At 71.7% G+C, this 15,257-nt stretch carries 14 protein-coding genes; 10 read left to right on the top strand and 4 right to left on the bottom strand.

Annotated elements, in window-relative coordinates; translation table 11 throughout:
- Positions 1-3 precede the first annotated feature (3 nt).
- A complete protein-coding gene (locus CK206_RS04265; RefSeq protein WP_096905654.1) occupies positions 4-1,083 on the bottom strand; it encodes a polyprenyl synthetase family protein in 1,080 nt (359 codons plus the stop codon).
- A gap of 96 nt (positions 1,084-1,179) precedes the next feature.
- Here CK206_RS04265 and metF point away from each other — a divergent pair, with 96 nt between their 5' ends.
- Entirely contained in the window at positions 1,180-2,157 is a 978-nt protein-coding gene (metF, locus tag CK206_RS04260) for a methylenetetrahydrofolate reductase [NAD(P)H] (protein ID WP_096905653.1), read from the top strand.
- A 27-nt stretch (positions 2,158-2,184) separates the two neighbouring features.
- Here metF and CK206_RS04255 read toward each other — a convergent pair whose 3' ends face one another.
- Genes CK206_RS04255 through CK206_RS04245 form a run of 3 tightly spaced genes read right to left on the bottom strand, consistent with a single transcriptional unit; the run spans position 2,185 to position 5,080 of the window.
- Positions 2,185-2,913 (bottom strand): DUF3153 domain-containing protein, encoded by a 729-nt coding sequence (locus tag CK206_RS04255; protein ID WP_096905652.1) that lies wholly within the window; start codon positions 2,911-2,913, stop codon positions 2,185-2,187.
- Positions 2,910-4,496: an NAD(P)/FAD-dependent oxidoreductase gene (locus CK206_RS04250; protein WP_096905651.1), complete on the bottom strand. Its 1,587-nt coding sequence runs from the start codon at positions 4,494-4,496 to the stop codon at positions 2,910-2,912. Before CK206_RS04250 ends, CK206_RS04255 begins: the two co-directional genes overlap by 4 nt.
- Positions 4,493-5,080 (bottom strand): N-acetyltransferase, encoded by a 588-nt coding sequence (locus tag CK206_RS04245; RefSeq protein WP_096907272.1) that lies wholly within the window; start codon positions 5,078-5,080, stop codon positions 4,493-4,495. Before CK206_RS04245 ends, CK206_RS04250 begins: the two co-directional genes overlap by 4 nt.
- Positions 5,081-5,172: 92 nt before the next feature.
- Here CK206_RS04245 and CK206_RS04240 point away from each other — a divergent pair, with 92 nt between their 5' ends.
- From CK206_RS04240 to mraY, 9 genes are all read left to right on the top strand, one after another.
- On the top strand, positions 5,173-5,577 hold the full coding sequence (locus CK206_RS04240) for an SAV_6107 family HEPN domain-containing protein (protein WP_067713753.1): 405 nt from the start codon (positions 5,173-5,175) through the stop codon (positions 5,575-5,577).
- 177 nt (positions 5,578-5,754) lie between these two features.
- Positions 5,755-6,171, top strand: coding sequence for a DUF3040 domain-containing protein (locus CK206_RS04235; protein ID WP_096905650.1), 417 nt, complete (start codon positions 5,755-5,757; stop codon positions 6,169-6,171).
- Positions 6,172-6,631: 460 nt separating this feature from the next.
- Entirely contained in the window at positions 6,632-7,108 is a 477-nt protein-coding gene (gene mraZ / locus CK206_RS04230; RefSeq protein WP_096905649.1) for a division/cell wall cluster transcriptional repressor MraZ, read from the top strand.
- A 170-nt stretch (positions 7,109-7,278) separates the two neighbouring features.
- Entirely contained in the window at positions 7,279-8,301 is a 1,023-nt protein-coding gene (gene rsmH / locus CK206_RS04225) for a 16S rRNA (cytosine(1402)-N(4))-methyltransferase RsmH (protein WP_096905648.1), read from the top strand.
- Positions 8,298-9,101: a hypothetical protein gene (locus CK206_RS04220; protein ID WP_096905647.1), complete on the top strand. Its 804-nt coding sequence runs from the start codon at positions 8,298-8,300 to the stop codon at positions 9,099-9,101. Before rsmH ends, CK206_RS04220 begins: the two co-directional genes overlap by 4 nt.
- A gap of 29 nt (positions 9,102-9,130) precedes the next feature.
- A complete protein-coding gene (locus CK206_RS04215; RefSeq protein WP_096905646.1) occupies positions 9,131-11,029 on the top strand; it encodes a penicillin-binding protein 2 in 1,899 nt (632 codons plus the stop codon).
- 75 nt (positions 11,030-11,104) lie between these two features.
- Positions 11,105-12,664 (top strand): UDP-N-acetylmuramoyl-L-alanyl-D-glutamate--2,6-diaminopimelate ligase, encoded by a 1,560-nt coding sequence (locus CK206_RS04210; RefSeq protein WP_096905645.1) that lies wholly within the window; start codon positions 11,105-11,107, stop codon positions 12,662-12,664.
- Positions 12,661-14,166, top strand: coding sequence for a UDP-N-acetylmuramoyl-tripeptide--D-alanyl-D-alanine ligase (gene murF / locus CK206_RS04205; RefSeq protein WP_096905644.1), 1,506 nt, complete (start codon positions 12,661-12,663; stop codon positions 14,164-14,166). Before CK206_RS04210 ends, murF begins: the two co-directional genes overlap by 4 nt.
- The gene (gene mraY, locus CK206_RS04200) at positions 14,163-15,257 is read left to right on the top strand and encodes a phospho-N-acetylmuramoyl-pentapeptide-transferase (protein WP_067713775.1); all 1,095 of its coding nucleotides are present in this window, start codon (positions 14,163-14,165) and stop codon (positions 15,255-15,257) included. The genes murF and mraY overlap by 4 nt, the downstream gene beginning before the upstream one ends.

The following is a 15,257-nucleotide window of genomic DNA, read 5'->3' as shown; positions in this document are numbered from 1 at the left end:
GGATCAGGCCCGCCTGCGGGTCGCGGCCTCCGCCAGTGCGCGCAGTGTGTCCCGCCCGTGGTCGCTGATCGCATCGGAGGCCACGGCGTCCAGGGCGCGGGTGGTCAACGCGTCGATCTCGGCCTCCACCGAGACCACCGCACCGGACTCCACGAGGATGCTGCGCGCGCGTTCGAGCGTGGCCGCGTCGGGTTGCGTCCCGAGAACTCCGAGGAGGAACTCGGCGTCCCGGCGGGGGGCGAGGGCGGTCGCACGGGCGAGCAGCAGGGTGCGCTTGCCCTCCCGCAGATCGTCCCCGGAGGGCTTGCCGGTGACCTCCGGGTCGCCGAACACGCCCAGCATGTCGTCCCGCAACTGGAACGCCTGGCCCACGGCCACCCCGAACTCCCGCAGGGCCGAGACGGTCTCCGCCCCGGCACCCGCCAGCTCGGCGCCGATGTGCAGTGGCCGCTCCACCGTGTAGGCCGCGGTCTTGAAGCGGTTCACCCGGGCCGGGGTGAGCTCGTCGGTGGCGCCCGAGGCCTCGGCGAGGATGTCGAGCATCTGCCCCGACAGGACCTCTGTCTTCATGGCGTACCAGGGACCCAGCGCGCGGGCCAGGGCCTCGGGGGGTACCCCGGAGGTCACGAACATCTCGTCGGCCCACGTCAGGGCCAGGTCGCCCACGAGGATGGCCTGGGAGACGCCGTAGCGGGCCGCGTCCCCGTCCCAACCCTCGTTGCAGTGCGCGGCCTCGATCGTCCGGTGGACGGTGGGGCGGCCTCGCCGGGTGTCCGAGGCGTCCACGATGTCGTCGTGGACCAGCGCACAGGCCTGGATCAGCTCGAGGGCGGCGCAGGCGGTGACGACCTCGTCCGGGGCGGGAGCGTCCGTGTCGCTCGCGGCGGCCCAGCCGGCCAGGGCGAACCGCGGTCGCATCCGTTTGCCGCCGTCGAGGACGAAGTCGGAGAGCAGGCCGGCCAGGCGGTCGACCCGCTCGTCTATCCCCGCCACGACCGTGCGCCGTTCGTCGATGAGTCGGCGGAGCGCGTCGAGGACGCGTTCTCCGTCGTCGGGGCGAGTCGCCGAGACCACGGGCACCATCCCTTCCGGGCGCCGGTGTCCGGCCGCCCTCGTCGCCGACGATCCTAGTCGTCGGGCGGCGGCCGGACGTGGTGCGCGTCGGGCTACCCTGGTCGGGTGACCCAGCTACCCGACTCCGACCCGACGGACGGCGGCCGGCACCCGAGCATCGTGGAGCGGATCGCGACGTCGACCACCCCGAGGGTTCCGTTCTCCGTCGAGTTCTACCCGCCGCGAGACGAGGCCGCCGAGGACCGACTCTGGCGCGCCGCCACCGTGTTCTCCGACCTCGGGGCGGCGTTCGTCTCGGTCACCTACGGGGCCGGCGGATCCACGCGGGACCGGACCGTCCGGGTCGTCGAGCGGCTCGTCCGTGAGACCGACCTGCTGCCGATCGCGCACCTGACGGCGGTGGACCACACGGTCGCCGAACTCACCGACATGATCCGCATGTACGGCGAGGTCGGGGTGTCCAACATCCTCGCCCTGCGCGGGGACCCGCCCGGGGACCCGCTGGGCGAGTGGACGGCTCACCCGGAGGGGCTGCACTACGCCGAGGAGCTCGTCCGTCTGATCCACGAGGTGGGGGGCTTCCACGTCGGGGTGGCGTCCTTCCCCGAGGGGCACTACCGGGCCCGGGACCTCGAGCACGACTCCGAGATCCTGGTGAACAAGCTCCGGGCCGGCGCCGAGTACTCGATCACCCAGATGTTCTGGGACGTGGAGCACTACCTGCGCCTGAGGGATCGCGCCGTCGCCGCCGACCCGGAGCAGGGCGCCAAGCCCATCATCCCCGGACTCATGCCGGTCACGAGTCTGCGGCAGGTCCAGCGGATGGTCGAGCTCTCGGGCTGCGCCCTGCCCGACGACCTGGCCGAGCGGCTCCGGACCGCGGCCGGGGACGGGCCCGAGGAGAACCGGGCGGCGGTCCGTGAGGTCGGGATCGATCTCACCACCCGCATGTGCGAGCGACTGATCGCCGAGGGTGTCCCGTGCCTGCACTTCAACACCCTGAACTTCTCCAAGGCCACCCACGAGGTCCTCACCAACCTGTCGATGGCCCCCGCCCCCGGGGTGGCGGCCGGCAGGATCTGATCCGCCCCGGTGGGGGTGCGGCTCGGGTCAGCGCACCAGCCGGTCGGCACGGGCCCTGGACGTCCGGGCGGCCAGGATCGTCCCGATGGACACCAGCAGGGCGGCGCCGATCCCGACGATCATCCACACCGCGAACCCACGTGCGGCCGGGTCGGGATACGACGACGAGGCCTGCATCCGCGTGATGGACCCCGGAGCCGGGGACCAGCTGACGGAGTTGCCGGCCCCGATGGTGCCGTTGGTCTCCTTGATGCGGTTGGGGAAGGTCAGGTCGACCCGGGTGGTCGCCGTCTCGGCGCGGTCGGCGGGCAGCAGGGACAGGTCCACCGATCCGCTGAACGACACCGTGTCGCCGCTGCGGCGGAAGCCCAGGCTGTACGGCCGTGCCCCCTCGATGTCGATCGCGAGGGTGAGGGTGTCGACCTCCGCGAACGTCAACTGGGTGAAGTAGATCTCGCGGCCGGTGAAACCGTCCGCTGAGTAGGGGGTGATGCGCACCTTCTGCTCGAGCCCGGACGGCGTGGTGATCCGGTCGAGCGCGGCCGCCTGAGCGGGCTGGTCACCCGCCACGAGGATCCGGCCGGAGACGGTGTCGTCCTTGCGGACGCTCATCTGGGCGTTCAGCTGGAGGCACCCGGACAGGAGCACCAGGAGGGTGGCCAGGGCCGTGAGGCCCGCCAGTCGCCGGGGCAGTCGGGAGCGGCCACTGCTCGTGGGGGCGTTCGCTGTCGGATGGGGCGGGGTCACGGCGGTCATTGTGCCCGTGATCCCCGCCGTCGCCGCGCCGACCTGCCGAGTCGGCGGGTCACGAGCCGCGCCACCGTCCTGCCGCTGGTCCCGATCACACCGCCACCGGGGTGGGTCGAGGCCCCCGCCAGGAACACGCCGTCGGCCCCGGGCACGGCGTGACCGCGCAGATCGGGGTGGGGACGCATCGGCAGCATCTGGTCGAGGGACATCTCCACGTGCATGACGTTCCCGCCGATCAGCCCGAGTTCGGTCTCCAGGTCCTCGGGGGTCTGGACGTGACGGTGGACGATCGAGTCGGCCAACCCCGGCGCGAAGCGGTCCGCGACGGCGATGATCCGGTCGGCCTCCGCGGCGCCCTCCTCCGACCAGCCACGGCCGTCGGCCAGGTGGCGCGGGTGCCACTGTGACCACAGTGTCAGCTCGTGGCGGCCCTCCGGAGCCAGCGAGGGGTCGAGCGCGCTGAAGCTCATCGCCAGGACGGCGGGATCGGCGTCGAGGCCGCCCGCGGCGGCGACGCCGTAGCGGCGATCGAGGTGCCGTCGGTCCGTGACGAGCAGTTGCAGGCCGTGGGCGCTGGTGCTCGTGGGTACGCCGGGATACGTGGGCAGTGCATCGGTCCCGAGTCTGACGGCCATCCCCAGTCCGAAACCGGGCCTGATCCGCCGCCGCCACCCGTCCAGCGTCGCCGCCGGGAGTTCGCCGGCGAGGAGGTCCAGGGTCGTGTGGACGTGGCAGGCGGCGACGACGGCCGAGCAGTACAGGGATCGTCCGCCCTCGGTGTCGACGCGCCACCCCGAACCGGAGCGCCGGATCGAGGTGGCCCCGGCACCTGCGGTGACCGTCCCCCCGTGCGCCCGGACGGCGGCCGAGAGGGACTCCGCGAGCGCGCCCGAACCGCCGATCGCGCGCCCCGGCGGGATCCGGTGCATCAGGGCGGCGAACCCGATCATGGGGGCTGTGGCGGGGTGGGACATCGGCGGTCCCGACTGCGCGCCGAACCACGACAGTGCCGCCTTGAGGCGCTCCGAGGTGAACATCGCGTCCAGCAGCGCGTCACCGGAGGACAGGAAGGTCTGGACCGCGCCGAACGGATCGCGCAGGTCGTCGGCCCCGAGGAACGCCGAACCGAGACCCGGGGCGGTGGGGCGGACCGCGAACCCCTTCATCATCCGTCCCGCCAGGACGTCCCACCGGCGGACGAACTCCCGGTACGCGCCGGCGTCGGCCTCACCGCAGGCCGCGGCGATGCTGGCGCACGTGGCGTCGAGGTCACGGTGGAAGACGATCGGTGGCGCGTCGGATCTCGGCGGGGCGGGCGCGAAGCCCCACGGGTCGCAGTCCACGTAGCGCAGTCCGTGGGCCTCCAGCCCGAGCTCTTCCGGGATCCCGGTGTGGCGGATCATCAGATGTGCCGAGGACCCGCGGTCGGTGCGGTGGCCCGGGTACCGTTCGACCGTCGACGTGGCGCCGCCGATCACCGTGTCCCGTTCGACCACGTGCACGTCGAGCCCGGCGCGGGCGAGATAGGCGGCGCACACCAGTCCGTTGTGGCCGGAGCCGACCACCACCACGTCATGCCGGGGGGTCACGTCCGATCTCCGTTCCCGGCGAGCGGTAGCGATCGGGCCAGGACGGCGAACGGTCTCGCGTCCCCCTGGAACCGATACGAACGCAGCACATCGGTGAACCCCAACGACCGGTACAGGCGCCAGGCCGCGTTGTCCTCGCCGTCGACCTCCGGGGTCGACAGCAGCACCGTGCTCTCCGGCCGGTCGGCCAGGAACGTCCTGACGAGGGTCGCGCCGATGCCGCGCCCCTGCAGTCCCGGCGAGACGTGCAGCTCGGTCAGTTCCACGTAGTCGGGCGGGAGCTCACGGTCCCGGTCCCGCAGTCCCCGGGAGACCTGGTCGTACCACCACTGCCCGGGAGCGCCGTGATAGCCGTAGCAGATGGCGACGAGCTGCCCCCGGGTCTGACCGAGCAGGCGTCGGCGCGGGGCCTCGAACGCGGCCACACCCGACCAGCCGTCCCGGTAGCTGTGCTCCATCCACGCCGCGGCCCGGGAGCGGACCACCTGCGGCGGGTAGCCCATGGCGTCGACGTAGACCCCCAGAGCCTCGGGCAGTCGGTCTCGGAAGTCGGCTGCGTCGAGCCGGGTGATCACGGTGTCCATCCACCCCATTTGATCACGGGCGCGGATACGGGGCGTCCGGATGTGTCGTACCCCGGCGATACCGTGCGCGCAGAAGGGGAGGTGCAGGAGAGATGGACACCAGGAACAGGATGCGGACGGCCGGCGGGGGAGCGGTGGGAACCCTCGGACGGGCGAGCCGTGCGGAGCTGCACCGTGGGCGCGCGATCGCCGCCGCTGCTCCCTCCGAGCGGTTCCTCGAGTCGTACCGCGCCGCGAGGTACGCGGCCGGGGCCCTGCTGGCCCCCGGGCCGCGGCGGCGCGGTCCCGCGGACGTCTGGCACCGGCTCGCGGCGGAGGTGCCGGAGCTGGAGCGGTGGGCGACCGCCTTCAGTGGGTACTCCGCTCTGGCGGCGGCGGTCGAGGACGGGCTCCCGCGTACGGTCTCGGATCGGATGGCGGACGATTTCCTGTGGGCGGTGGGACGGTTTCTCGACCTGGTGGACGAGCGGTTGGGGGTCCTCGGCCCCGCCGCCTGAGGAGCCGGGCGGTGAGACGGGGGAATCCTCAGGTGTCAGAGGGGAATCCCGGTGGTACCCGCCGCGTTGCCCTCGTATGATGGGGGGAACCCTGACCGGCTGATCCCCATCCACGGTTGGTGCGAACCGACCGAGCCGGCCGCGCTCGTTCGTCACGAGCATCTGAAGGAGGTCGAAGTGCCCCTGTCCGAGCACGAGCAGCGCATGCTCAAGGAAATCGAGAGCGCGCTCTACGCCGACGACCCGAAGTTCGCGTCGTCTGTCCGAAAGACCGGTGCGACCGGTGCTCGTCGTCCGGCGGGCCTGGTGGTCGCGCTGGCGATCCTCGGTGTGGCGCTTCTGATCGGCGGGCTCGCCCTCGACTTCAAGCCCGGCGGCTTCCCGGTACTGAGTCTCGTCGGGTTCCTGGTGATGTTCGCGGCGGGTGTCCTCGCGCTGCGGTCCACGCCGTCGCACGGCGCCGCCGGCGCCAAGGGCACCGGCGGACCCCGGGTCCCCGGCACCGGGCGGACATCGGCCAAGCCCGCCGACGGGCGGAACTACTCCTCCCGCATGGAGGACCGCTTCCGCCGACGGTTCGACCAGGAGCCCTGACCGGCCCGTCCCACGGCCTTTCGACGAAGGGGTGAGCGCACACGCGCTCACCCCTTCGTCCATTTGTCTGACGCTCTCGGGCCGGCAGCCCAGAGCCCATCGCGACCCGGAACGTCCGTCCCCGCCGAGATGCCGGCGCTCCGTCCTTCCTCCCCACCACGCCCCACCCGTGCTCCCCACCACGCCCCACCCCTCCTCCCCACATCTCCCCACAGGGGCCGGCTCGGCTGCCACGTGAGTCGTCTCGAGTCACATGAGTCCCAAAAGACTCGCGGAAGTGGGCTCCCTCCGGGCTGTTGATCCGGTGTCGGGACGGCGACGGCAGGGTCCCTATGGCCACTGAACTGCGGTGACGCGAGGCGGTGGGGCGAAGTGGGGCGCAGGCCTTGTTTGTGGGGCGTTGTGGGGTAGAGTGGGGCACGCAAGGAGCTCGATGGGCCTGGACCCCAGGAGGTGGCGGGTGACCGACACCGATCTCGTCGACTCCGGACGTGAACGAGCCTTCGTCGGGTACGGGACACACCGTCCCAAGCTCGACGACAAGGGGCGGCTGACGATCCCCGCCAGATTCAGGCCAGGCCTGGCGGACGGGGTGGTGGTGTGTGGGTGGTTCACCAACACGCTCTCGGTTTTCCCTGAGGACGAGTTCGACGCGCTGGTCAGAAAGGTCCGGCCGACCGCCAACCTCAGCGAGAGGCACATGGCGTTCTTCCGGCTCCTGGTGAGCGGCGCGGAAGTCCAACAACTGGACTCGCAGGGACGGATCTCCATCCCGGCGAGTCAGCGGAGCTACGCGGGTCTGGACAAGGACTGCGTCGTCAACGGCCTCGGGGAGCGTCTCGAGGTCTGGGACGCCGAGGCGTGGGACCGCTACAGCGAGGAGAACCTACCCGTGTTCTCCGAGATGGAGGGCACCTCGCTCGGGATCGAATTCTGATCCGGGGAGAGGACGGACACGAGCAAGCGAGAGCACGACGGACGGAGCCCCCCGGCCCCTGCCCGGCACCACCCTGACGTACTTCCCCAACGCCAGGTGGGTACCGGACGGGGACCAGGGGGCTCCACCACAACCGGAGCACCGACGACTTCCGGACGCGAGGAGGCGAGATGGCAGACGAGTCCGACGCCGACCGCGACGCCACGCGCTCCGGGCACATACCCGTCTTCCTCGAGCGGACCATCGAGTTCTTCCGGCCCGTCGTCGAGGCGGCCGCGCAGGACGGCCGCGTCCCCGTGATCGTGGACGGGACCCTCGGGCTCGGGGGGCATTCCTCCCACCTGCTGGCCGAGTTCGGTGAGCTGCGCATCCTCGGCGTCGACCGTGACCCCGAGGCCCTCGAGATGGCGACCCGTCGCCTCACGGCCTACCGCGACCGGTTCACGCCGGTTCACGCCCGCTTCGACGATTTCGACCGCGTCGTGGCGGCCCTCCCCGGGGAGTCCCGGGACGAGGCGGGCCCCGCGATCGACGGGATCCTGCTCGACTTCGGTGTCTCCTCCATGCAGCTCGATGTGGCCGAGCGAGGTTTCGCGTACTCCGTCGACTCCCCGCTCGACATGAGGATGGACCCCACCACCGGCCCCACCGCGGCCGACATCCTGGCCGAGTACCCGCGTGACGACCTCGCCCGCGTCCTGCGCGTCTACGGCGAGGAGCGATTCGCGCGACAGATCGCCGCAGCGATCGTCCGCCGCCGGGACACCGACCCCGTCGTGACCAGCTCCCAACTCGTCGAGCTGCTCTACGACACCATCCCGCAAGGTGCCCGCCGGACCGGCGGACACCCGGGCAAACGCGTGTTCCAGGCCCTGCGCATCGAGGTCAACGCCGAGCTGGAGGCCGTGGAGAACGCGGTGCCCGGATACCTGGACCTGCTCCGCCTCGGCGGCCGTGCGGTGTTCATGTCCTACCACTCCCTCGAGGACAAGATCGTCAAACGCGAGCTGGCCACGCGGACCGCATCGCGGACTCCGGCGGGCCTGCCCGTGGAGCTCCCCGGTCACGGCCCCGAGTTCGAGGCGATCACCCGGGGAGCGGAGAAGGCCTCACAGGAGGAGATCGACCACAACCCGCGCTCGGCCTCGGTGCGGGTGCGGTGTGTCCGGCGTATCGACGGGAGAACCCCATGACGAGCACGATCGACACGCCCGGCACCGCCGGCGGGCTCGACACCCGCCCGGCGACGACACCGGGTGCCGACGCGCCCGCACCCGCGGGACGGCCCGTCGGCCTCCGACGCAAGCCCGTCACCCGCTCGGTTCGCGGCCGCCGGACCGTGGTCGTCCCGGCGGAACGTCTGAGTCCCGCCGAGCTCGCCGCGAGGGTTCCCTTCGTCGTCGTCCTCCTCCTTCTCATCGGCGCGGGGGTGGGCGGCACCCTCCTGCTGTCCGCGCAGACCACCCAGGACACCTACGACCTCAAGAACGCCCGCGACGCCAATGTGGAGTTGGTGGAACGGATGGAAGCTCTGCAGGCGTCCAACGAACGCGCCCGGTCCGCCGAGGTGCTGGCGCAGCGCGCGGAGAAGCTCGGCATGGTCGGAGTCGCCAGCGCACCCATCCTGACCAGGGGATCGGACGGCGTGCTCGAGATCGTCGGCGAGCCCGAGGCGAAGCTCGGCGCGCCGATCAAACCTCTGCAGCCCGCTCCGGTAGCGTCCGGACCGTCGAGGTCGTCCGACCGGGACGGATTCGACGCCCCGCCCGCGCAGGCGCCCCAGGACCGCACGCCCCGCGGGGTCGCCCCCGTTCCCTATCCGCCCCTCGCAGCCCCTCCGTCCCCGGTCACCCCACCGCCCGCCATGGTCGAGTCCGCCCCACCGGCTCCCGCCCCACAGGCGGACCCCGCGCCCGACCTCGTCCCGCCGGCTCCGGCACCGCCCGGTGAGGACGCCGCGACCCTCGCCCCGGTGCCCGGACCGCTCTTCTAGACACCCGAACCCCGAAAGGCCCGCTGGAGATGACCGAACGACGCAGCCCGGGAACGGGCGCCCGGGTCCCCTCGGGCGCCCCGCGCGGCACCGCGCCGGGAGCCGGACGGCCACCGAACCGGTTCGGCAGGGTCCTCACCGCCTCGGCGACCGAGCGACGCTTCACCTTCATGCGCTCCGCCTTCGCGATGATCATGGTCATCGCGCTCGTCAAGCTCTTCTGGGTGCAGACCCTCGGGGGAACGGAGCTCGCGGCCCGCGCCGAGAGCCAACGCCAGGTCCACGAGGTCCTGCCCGCCACGCGGGGAGCGATCGTCGACCTCAACGGCGACCCCATCGCGTTCACCCGCGAGGCCCGCGATCTGTCGATCCAGCCGCTGGTCGAACAGCGCAACGCCGAGGTGCGACGGGAGCTCGACAGCACCAAGCCCACCTGGGACGAACTGGTCGAGGAGATCGCCGACGAGTTCGAGACCGTGCTCGGTGACGCCGTCGACCGCGACGAGATCGAGGCCAAACTCACCTCGGAGGGTGGCTTCACCTATCTCGTCCGCAACGTCGACGTCACGCTGGCCAACGCCATCACCCGCGATTACCCCATGATCGGGGCCGAGCGGGTCGACATCCGTGAGTACCCGGGGGGCGCGCTCGCCGCGAACGTCGTCGGTGCGACGACGAAGAGCGACGAGGGCAAGCTGATCGGGCTCCAGGGCATCGAGGCACACTTCAACGACGAACTGGACGGGGAGGACGGGCGGCAGACGTTCGACCGGGCCCAGGACAACACCGTCATCCCGGGCACCCTGCGCAACGTGACCGAGCCGCGCGACGGCGACACCATCCGCCTCACCCTGGACGCGGACCTGCAGTGGCACGTGCAGAAGGCCATCCAGACCGCCAAGGACACCTCCGGAGCCGAGACCGCGTCCGCCGTCGTGCTCGATGCGCGCACCGGTGAGGTCCGCGCGATGGCCAACGACAACACGTTCAACCCGGCCGTCGGGGTCGCTGCCGAGCTCGAGCGGGGGGCGGACCTGGGCAACCCGGCGATCACCTCGCCGTTCGAACCGGGCTCCGTGCAGAAGATCATCACCGCCGCCGCCGCGATCGAGGCGGGGCTGACCGATCCGAACGAGGTCCACTCCGTGGACGGCAGCATCCGCATGGAAGGTGTCACCGTCTCCGACGCGTGGCAGCACGGCCCCACCCCGTACACCACCACCGGCATCTTCGGGAAGTCCTCCAACGTCGGCACACTCATGCTCGCCCAGCGGGTGGGCAAGGAGCCGTTCTCCGAGTACCTCGACAAGTTCGGCCTCGGCCAGCGCTCGGGGATCGAACTCGCCGGGGAGTCCGAGGGTCTGGTGCCCGACCTGCAGAACTGGCAGGGCGGCACCTTCGCCAACCTGCCCATCGGGCAGGGCCTGTCCATGACCACCCTGCAGATGGCGGGCATCTACCAGACCATCGCCAACGACGGTGTCCGCGTGCCGCCGCGGATCGTCGCCGAGCGCGTCGGCCCCGACGGCGAGCGCACCGAGACCGAGCGTCCCGAAGGTGAGCGGGTCATCAGCACCGAGACCGCCCGCACGGTGCGGGACATGTTCCGCTCCGTCGTGCAGTCCGAGGGCACCGGCCCGCAGGCCGCGGTCGCCGGCTACCAGATCAGTGGTAAGACCGGCACCGCGCAGCAGATCGACCCCGGGTGCTCCTGTTACTCCAACTCGCGCTACTGGATCACCTTCTCCGGCATCCTGCCCGCCGACGACCCGCGGTATGTGATCGCGATCATGCTCGACGCCCCCTCGCGCGGCGTGCTCGGGGCCTCCGCGGCCCCGCTCTTCCACGACATCGCATCGTGGCTGGTCAATCGCGACAACATCCCGCCGTCCGCCCCCGCGCCGGAACTGGTCCTGCAGGCGCGGTGATCAGCGTCCGGCAGGGTAGCGTGTAGCGGGTTCACGGGAGGGTAGCGAGCAAGGAAGGCGGGGCGAGGACAGGCGATGACGACAGCGCGAGAGCTGGCAGACGCGGTGCGGGCCACCCTTCTCGGCGACAGGACCCGGGGTGGTGACGACCTCGTGGGTGCAACGATCCGCGCACAGGACTGCGGCCCCGGGATCCTCTTCGCGGCACTGCCCGGCACGCGGGTCCACGGCGCCTCGTTCGGCGCCACCGCGATCGAGGCGGGCGCCGACGCCGTGCTCACCGACCCCGAGGGTCTCGAGATGATGGCCGCCGTGGCCGACCGGGTCCCCGTCCTCGTGCATCCGGACCCCCGATCCGTCCTCGGCGCGGTGTCCGCGGCGGTCGCGGGAGACCCCTCCGCCGCACTCGACGTCGTGGGGATCACCGGGACGTCCGGCAAGACCACCACCTCCTACCTCGTCGAAGCCGCGCTCGAAGGCGGCGGCCATGTCGCGGGCCTCATCGGCACCACCGGGAGCCGGGTCGACGGTCGGGCGCTGCCGAGTCGCCTCACGACCCCCGAGGCCCCCGAGTTCCAGGCCCTCCTGGCCCGGATGAGGGATGAGGGGGCCCGCGCGGTCGCGGCCGAGGTCTCCAGCCACGCCCTGCGGCTCGGGCGCGTGGACGGCACCAGGTTCGCCGTGGGTGCCTTTCTCAACCTGACCCAGGACCACCTGGATTTCCATCCGAGCATGGACGACTACTTCCGTGCCAAGTGCCGTCTGTTCGACGCCGAGGCCGACCCGGGGTCCGCGGTCCGCCCCGCCGAGCGGGCCGTCGTCGTGGTGGACGACGACTGGGGCCGGAGACTGCTCGGGATGCGGCCGGACGCGGTCACGGTCTCCGCCGAACCCGGGGCCGACGCGGACTGGACGGCGGGGGAGTCCGCGACCACCGATCGCGGCACCCAGACCTTTACCGTGCACGGCCCCCGCGGGCTGACCGCCGACGTCGAACTACCGCTGCTCGGCCGGTTCAACGTCGCCAACGCTCTTGTCGCACTGGCCGTCGTCGATGCCCTCGGCTCGGACGTGGCAGGCGCGGCGGCCGGTCTGGCGCGCGTCCGGGTCCCCGGCCGGCTCGAGCCCGTCGTGCGGGGCCAGGACTTCCGGGTGCTCGTCGACTACGCCCACAAGCCCGGCGCGGTCGCGGCGGTGCTCCGGTCGGTCCGCGCGCAGACCGAGGGCCGCATCGCCGTGGTCCTCGGTGCCGGTGGCGACCGCGATCCGGGCAAGCGCCCGCTCATGGGCGCCGCCGCCGCCGAGGTCGCCGACCTGGTCGTGGTCACCGACGACAACCCGCGCAGCGAGGACCCGGCCGAGATCCGCGCGGCGGTCCTCGCGGGCACCGAGTCCACCGCCGGTGACGACACCCTGATCGAGGAGGTCGGTGACCGGGGAGCGGCGATCGCGACGGCGATCGACTGGGCCCGCACCGGGGACGTCGTCGTGATCGCCGGCAAGGGCCATGAGACCGGTCAGGAGAGGAACGGGACCGTGTTCCCGTTCGACGACCGCACCAGAGCCGCCGAAGAACTCATCAGACGACTCGGATACGCCGCCCCCACGGGCGAGACGGAGGACAACGCACCATGATCGACCTCACCCTCGGCGAGATCGCCGGGATAGTCGGCGGTCGGTTGGTCGGTGGAGACCCCGCGTCGGCCGTCACCGGTTCCGTGGAGTTCGACTCCCGCCGGATCGGGGAGGGCGGGCTGTTCCTGGCCCTGCCCGGGGAGCGCGTCGACGGTCACGACTACGTCGCCCGCGCCCTCGACGCCGGGGCCGCCGCGGCACTCGTCGCCCACGAGGTGGACGGGGCGGACGGCGCGCAGATCGTCGTGCCCGCGGTCGACCGGAGGCAGACCAACGCCATGGCGCTCGCCGCGGACACGGACGGGTCCGGCGCGTCGGTGCTCGCCGCGCTCGGCGCCCTCGCCCGCGCGAGTGTCGACCGGCTGGTCGCCGACCACGGTCTGGTCGTGGTGGGGGTGACCGGTTCGTCCGGCAAGACCAGCACCAAGGACCTCATCGGCGCCGTGCTGTCCGAAGCCGGCACTGTCGTCGCGCCACCCGGATCGTTCAACAACGAGATCGGGCATCCCTGGACCGCGCTGCGCGCCGACTCCGGCACCGACTTCCTCGTCCTGGAACTCAGTGCCCGTGCGCCCGGGAACATCCGCGAGCTGGCGGCCCTGGCACCGCCCCGGATCGGCGTCGTGCTCAACGTCGGCACCGCACACCTCGGCGAGTTCGGCTCGCGAGAGGTCATCGCCGACACCAAGGGCGAACTCGTCGAGGCGCTCCCGGACGCCGCCCACGGCGGGGTGGCCGTCCTCAACGCCGACGACGAGCGGGTCCGGACCATGGCCGGACGCACCGCCGCGGAGGTGGTCTCCGTGGGGGTCGAGGGATCCGCGGACGTCCGTGCGGAGCGGGTACGGCTCGACGACGAGGTACGCGCCTCCTTCCGCCTGGTCACCCCGCGGGGTGAGGCCGATGTGGCGCTCCGTGTGCACGGGGAGCACCAGGTGGGCAACGCCCTGTCGGCGGCCGCGGTGGGTCTCGCGTGCGGGATGTCGGTCGAGCAGGTGGCCGCCGCCCTGGGGACCGCGGAGGCCGCCTCCGTACGCCGGATGGACGTACGGATGACCGCCGACGGCGTCACCGTCGTCAACGACTCGTACAACGCCAACCCCGATTCGATGCGGGCCGCGCTGAAGTCCCTGGCCGTCATGGCCCGCTCCGGCGGCGGCCACCGGCGGACCTGGGCGGTGCTGGGGGAGATGGCCGAACTCGGCGAGGACGCGGTCACCGAGCACGACCTGCTCGGGCGTTTCCTCGTCCGCCTGGACGTGTCCCAGCTCGTGGTCGTGGGCCTGGGCCGCCCCCAGCGTGCGCTGTTCCAGGGCGCGATCCAGGAGGGCTCGTGGGGTTCCGAGGCGGAGCACGTCGCCACCGCCGAGGAGGCCGTGGCGATCCTGGACGAACGCGTGGAGCCGGGCGACATCGTCCTGGTCAAGGCCTCTGCTGCCGTCGGTTTGTGGAGCGTCGCCGAGCACCTGCTCGCGTCGCGTGGTGAGGAGAACCAGTCATGACCCAGATCATGATCGCAGGCATCGTCGCCTTCGTCGTGAGCATCTTCCTCACACCCCTGCTCATCATCTACTTCCGGCGCAAGGGCTACGGCCAGGAGATCCGTCTCGAGGGACCGCAGTCCCACATGAGCAAGCGCGGCACGCCCAACATGGGTGGTGTCGCGATCCTCACCGCCGTGTGGCTCGGGTACATCGTCGCCGGGGTGATCGGCCAGGTCACGGTCGGCGGGGGCGGGTTCACCGCCTCGGGCGTGCTCGTGCTCGGTCTGGCCACCGCGCTGGCGGTGGTGGGGATGGTCGACGACGGCCTCAAGGTCTTCAAGCGCCACAACAAGGGCCTGGGCATCCTGTCCAAGACCGCCGGCCAGGTCCTCGCGGCCCTCGCGTTCGGCATCCTCGTGCTGCAGTTCCGCAACAACGACGGGCTCACCCCCGCCAGCACGTCGTTGAGCTACGTGCGGGACTTCGTCGCGGTGAGCTTCCCCGTCGTCGTCTTCCTCGTCTTCATCGTCGTCCTCGTCTACGGCTGGTCCAACGCGGTCAACTTCACCGACGGCCTGGACGGCCTCGCCGCCGGCTCCATGGCGATGGTGATGGGCACCTACGTGGTGTTCACCTTCTGGCAGTTCCGCTACTCCTGCTTCTCCACCGCGGAGGGCGTCGACCTGTCGGGCTGCTACCAGGTCCGTGACCCCCTCGACATCGCGGTGGTCTGCTCGGCGGCGCTCGGCGCCTGCCTGGGCTTCCTGTGGTGGAACGCGGCCCCGGCCAAGATCTTCATGGGGGACACCGGGTCGATGTTCCTCGGCGGCATCGTCGCGGGCGTGTCCGTGGTCTCTCGCACCGAGCTGCTCATGGTGGTCGTGGGCGCCGTGTTCGTCATCGAGTTCGTCTCGGTGCTCATCCAGGTGGCCGCCTTCCGCACCACCGGGCGTCGGCCGTTCCGCATGACCCCCATCCACCACCACTTCGAGAACGGCGGCTGGGCCGAGACCACGGTGACCATCCGGTTCTGGCTGCTCGTCGCGATCTCCTGTGGTCTGGCGATCGCCCTGTTCTACGGCGACTGGCTCGCGAGCTCGACGGGATGA

Origin of the sequence: Dietzia sp. WMMA184 (assembly GCF_002441635.1) — a bacterium.
Lineage (GTDB): Bacteria > Actinomycetota > Actinomycetes > Mycobacteriales > Mycobacteriaceae > Dietzia > Dietzia kunjamensis.
This window is presented reverse-complemented; position numbering and strand designations above follow the sequence as displayed.

What these genes read in the sequence shown, in the direction of transcription:
- CK206_RS04265 (WP_096905654.1), bottom strand. Translation starts at nt 1,083, where the DNA reads ATGGTGCCCGTGGTCTCGGCGACTCGCCCCGACGACGGAGAACGCGTC.
- CK206_RS04255 (WP_096905652.1), bottom strand. Translation starts at nt 2,913, where the DNA reads ATGACCGCCGTGACCCCGCCCCATCCGACAGCGAACGCCCCCACGAGC.
- CK206_RS04245 (WP_096907272.1), bottom strand. Translation starts at nt 5,080, where the DNA reads ATGGACACCGTGATCACCCGGCTCGACGCAGCCGACTTCCGAGACCGA.
- CK206_RS04240 (WP_067713753.1), top strand. Translation starts at nt 5,173, where the DNA reads ATGGACACCAGGAACAGGATGCGGACGGCCGGCGGGGGAGCGGTGGGA.
- rsmH (WP_096905648.1), top strand. Translation starts at nt 7,279, where the DNA reads ATGGCAGACGAGTCCGACGCCGACCGCGACGCCACGCGCTCCGGGCAC.
- CK206_RS04220 (WP_096905647.1), top strand. Translation starts at nt 8,298, where the DNA reads ATGACGAGCACGATCGACACGCCCGGCACCGCCGGCGGGCTCGACACC.
- CK206_RS04215 (WP_096905646.1), top strand. Translation starts at nt 9,131, where the DNA reads ATGACCGAACGACGCAGCCCGGGAACGGGCGCCCGGGTCCCCTCGGGC.
- CK206_RS04210 (WP_096905645.1), top strand. Translation starts at nt 11,105, where the DNA reads ATGACGACAGCGCGAGAGCTGGCAGACGCGGTGCGGGCCACCCTTCTC.
- murF (WP_096905644.1), top strand. Translation starts at nt 12,661, where the DNA reads ATGATCGACCTCACCCTCGGCGAGATCGCCGGGATAGTCGGCGGTCGG.
- mraY (WP_067713775.1), top strand. Translation starts at nt 14,163, where the DNA reads ATGACCCAGATCATGATCGCAGGCATCGTCGCCTTCGTCGTGAGCATC.